The 4579-nt window shown below is 34.6% G+C and carries 2 protein-coding genes; both read left to right on the forward strand.

Annotated elements, in window-relative coordinates; genetic code table 11:
- Positions 1–1292: hypothetical protein (locus ACIQZ6_RS12000; protein WP_395811414.1), on the forward strand; the 1292-nt coding region annotated here is incomplete at its 5' end.
- A gap of 302 nt (positions 1293–1594) precedes the next feature.
- A partial coding sequence (locus ACIQZ6_RS12005; RefSeq protein ID WP_395811416.1) for a SusC/RagA family TonB-linked outer membrane protein occupies positions 1595–4579 on the forward strand: 2985 nt, incomplete at its 3' end.

Genomic DNA, 4579 nt, shown 5'->3' on the forward strand with positions numbered 1-4579 from the left:
CTGATTCTTTGTTTAAGAGTGGTAATTTAATAGCTAAAACTTATAATTCTGGCTTTTTACAGGCACATGATACCTATAATGCATTATCGGCAGCAAGCGATGGTAAAATTTATTATATCCTATCTTCCGATAAAATTGAGTTTGCTGGAAAGATGTACGTTTATGATCCAGAGCGTGATGTTACAGAGTTTTTAGCAGACCTAAATGATGTATGCGGCGAGAATGGAAAAATGTTCATCCCTCAAGGTAAGAGCCATACACGTTTTTATGAAAGTCGAGGCAAATTGTACTTTTCAACTCATGTAGGATATTACGAACTAATAAAAGGTATGGATAGGCTGCCTGTTAATCTTCCAGCCAATTATAAATTATACCCAGGTGGTCATATTCTTTCTTATGATCTTAAAACTAAAGCATTCAGTGACCTTGCTATTCTTCCAAATGGTGAAGGTATGGTTACCATGACCATGGACTGTGTTCGGGGGCAAGTTTATGGAATAACATGGCCTAAAGGCAATTTTGTTCATTATGATGTGAATACAAAAATTCTAAAAAACCTGGGTCAGGTTTCAGCAAATGGTGAGGCTGGTGAACCTGGTGCTGATTTTAGGTCGCTTTGTCGTTCTTTGGTTGTAGATCCAAATAACGGTACAGTATATTTTTCTACTTCAGAAGGAAATATTTTTTCATACCATCCGAATGAAGCTAGAATTGTAAAATTAGATGATATCAACTTGAAACTGGATTATTTTGGAACGTATGATCCAACTCGTCCGGGAAGCATGGGATATAACTGGCGAAAAATATTTTGGTATGAACCTGAAAACATTGCCTATGGAGTACATGGAAACTCTGGTTATTTATTTCGCTTCCATCCTCAAAATAAGCATATAGAACTTGTAAGAAGGATAACTTCTGAGCCATCTTCTTCAAGTGGGATGTTTGATCAGTTCAGTTATGGGTATCTGGGTTTTCAATTAGGCCCAGATAAAGAAACAATTTATTACTTGACAGGTGGGCCAATATATGAAAATGGAAAACGTATTGCAGGTGAAGAGCATATAGCAAAAGGAGCCGCTAAAGGTTTAGAAAACCTGCATTTAATAACCTATCATATTCCCTCAAAATATTATAAAGATCATGGTCCAGTATTTTATGACACTGGTGATCGTCCTTTATATGTTAATTCAATTGCTATTGGAAAAGGGGGTGAGGTTTATGCTTTGGCCCGAGTAACAGAAAATGGTAATACGCGAACTGATTTAATAAAAATACCTAATCCATTTAAATAAATTAGGTGAATAATTTTATAATAAAAATAAAATCTAAATTGGATATTTTATAATTTTATATATATTAGTGTACGTAAACGTTCTTGAATTTTATATCTTTTTTAACGATTTTAAATTCTTATAATTAACTATATAATACGCTGTTAAAAGAAAATATTTAAAGGATTTTATTTTAACAATAAATTAATTTTCATGAGCGATACTATTTTGAATAAATTATTAAAAAAATTATACGGGTACGCACCCGTATATCATTTTTATTTTTAACCCACTATTAATTAAAAACTATGCTAAACAATTACATGATGAAATTAAAAAAACCATGGTCATTTCCCTCCGGAGTAGGGATTGTAATGCTCATAATGCTGTTGCTGAGTTTTTCAGATCAGGCATTATCGCAGCAATTAAAAAGTATTACCGGAACTGTACTTGAAGCTGGCCAGCCACTTCCTGGTGTAACAGTTAGAGTAAAAGGTACTAACAGAGGAACAACAACATTGGCAAATGGAAAGTACAGTATTCAGGCTGCCAGTAATGAAACTCTTGTTTTTGCTTTTCTAGGGATGGTAACTCAAGAAACTGTCGTTGGTGATCGGTCAACTGTTAACGTTACTCTACAAGTTTCAAGTGCTTCTTTAGGTGAAGTAGTTGTTATTGGTTATGGAACTGTAAAAAAGCCAGATCTTACTGGTTCTGTGGGTGTGGTGCCGATGGATGACATGATGAAAGCTCCTGTTGGTACATTTGCTGAGGCCCTTGCTGGCCGTGTGGCTGGTGTAAAGGTTAATGCTTCTGATGGTCAGCCGGGTGGTGGTATAAACATTGTAATTAGAGGAGCGGGTTCTTTAACTCAAAGTACATCTCCTTTATATGTAATTGATGGTTTTCCTGTCGAAAATCCAGATCCTGCAAGTATAAATCCTGAAGAGATTGAATCAATGACCATATTAAAGGATGCATCATCTACTGCAATTTATGGATCAAGAGCAGCAAATGGAGTAATTCTTATACAAACAAAACGTGGTTCGGTTGGAAAACCAGTAGTTAATTTTTCAAGTTCTTATGGTATTCAAGAAATGCCAAAACCTATGGAAGTTATGAGTCCATATGAGTTTATCAAATACCAAACAGAGTTAAATCCATTAACGGCAACAACGAGAGCGTTTTTTGCAGGTGGCAAAACGCTTGAAGATTACAAATCTGCTGCAGGTGTAAATTTCCAGGATTATGTATTACAGCAGGGTGCTATACAGAATTACAACCTTGCATTGAGAGGTGGAACCGATCAAACTAAATACTCTATTTCTGGCTCTTTATTTGATCAGATTGGTTCAATTATAAATACTGGTTTAAATAGGTATTCAGGAAGAGCAACGCTTGATCAGAATATTAGTAATAAGATAAAAGCTGGTGTAACAGTTAATTATAGTGGAATTAAACAATACGGTCAGGTAATTAATCAGGGTGCTGTTACTCAAGGAAACCCAACAGCCTTTGCATTAGCTAGAGCATGGTTATATCGTCCAATCTCTCCTAATCCAAATGACGATCTTCTTGCTGATGCAGTAGATGATGATGCCTTAAACGCTTCTGATTTTAGAGTAAATCCATTTATTGATCTTCAGAATCAGCATTCATTCAATATTACTAGTCTTGTTGAAACTAATGGATACTTAAGCTATGAAATCAATAAAAACTTAAATATTCAGTCAAATGCTGGTATTCGTCATAATAAATTAACTCTAGAACGTTTTTATAATTCAAAAACTGCACAAGGTGGTCCTAGTCCGAATAACGTGAATGGTGTGAATGGTTCAATTAGTAATCTTTTCACCAATAGCTTCTCGAATGAAACTACATTGAATTATAAGAAAACGTTTAAGAAAGATCATACCATTACTGGATTGGGCTTATTTGCAATAAATAGTAATAATACCAATACTAAAGGATATGCCGGAAGATTATTACCGAATGAGAATTTAGGTATGGACGGTTTAGAAGAAGGTTTAGCCTTCAATCCTGTATCTTCTTCTAGTGTTAATACAATGGCTTCATATGCTGGAAGGTTAGATTATAATTATAAATCTAAGTATATCGTAACAGGTACCTTTAGAGCAGATGGATCATCAAAATTCAGACAATATTGGGGGTATTTTCCTGGAGCAGCTTTAGCATGGAATATGCACAAAGAAGGATTCTTTGCTAAATTATTACCCGGTGTTTCTACTTCCAAAATTAGAACCAGTTATGGTAGCAATGGTAATAATAGGGTGGGTGATTTTGATACTTATGCTCGTTTATTGCAAAGTGTTAATGGTTACTCATTTAATAACGGAACACCTATCGCTTCTAATGCTGTTTCCTCAATTGGTAATCCAGACCTAGCATGGGAAAAGGTTACTACTATTGATTTAGGTTATGAGATTGGTATTTTGAAAGACAGAGTTGTTCTTGAAATGGATCTATACAGAAAAACCACTGAGAATTTGTTATTGAATGCAATTCTACCTTCTTCAACTGGGTTTACTTCTGCCGTAAAGAATATTGGTAAATTAAGGAATGATGGTCTTGAATTGACTTTAAATACGGTTAATGTGCAATCAAAAAACTTTTCTTGGCAAAGTAATCTGAATATTAGTTTCAATAAAAACAAAGTCATGGAGCTTACACGTGGGCAACGTTCTTTAACTTCTAATTCAGACTATGTTTCTCAATTTAACAAGCCATTATATGTAGCTGAAATTGGAAAACCTGCTGGAATGATGATTGGATTTATATGGGAAGGTAATTATCAGTATTCAGATTTTGATAATCCTTCGCCAGGTGTTTACATCTTAAAACCTTCTGTTCCTACTAATGGAGCTGTTCGAAATACTATTTTGCCAGGCGATATCAAGTATAGAGATATAAATGGTGACGGTATCATGAATGATGCTGATTTAACTTTTATTGGTAGTGGACAGCCAATTCATACCGGTGGATTTTCAAACAATTTCAACTATAAAGCATTTAGTTTAAATGTATTCTTCCAATGGTCATATGGTAATGATATTTACAATGCAAATAGATTAATTATGGAAGGAAATAGTAATGGTTGGGCAAATATCAATCAGTTTGCTAGTTATTCTAATCGTTGGTCGCCTGAAAACCCGACCAATGCCAATTACCGTACACGTGGACAAGGTCCAATTGGTTTCCATTCTTCTAGAGTGGTAGAAGATGGTTCATTTATTCGTATGAAAACTGTTTCTTTAAACTATAACTTACCTGCTAAACTAATTAAGACT

The organism is Daejeonella sp. (assembly GCF_044348475.1).
Lineage (GTDB): Bacteria > Bacteroidota > Bacteroidia > Sphingobacteriales > Sphingobacteriaceae > Daejeonella.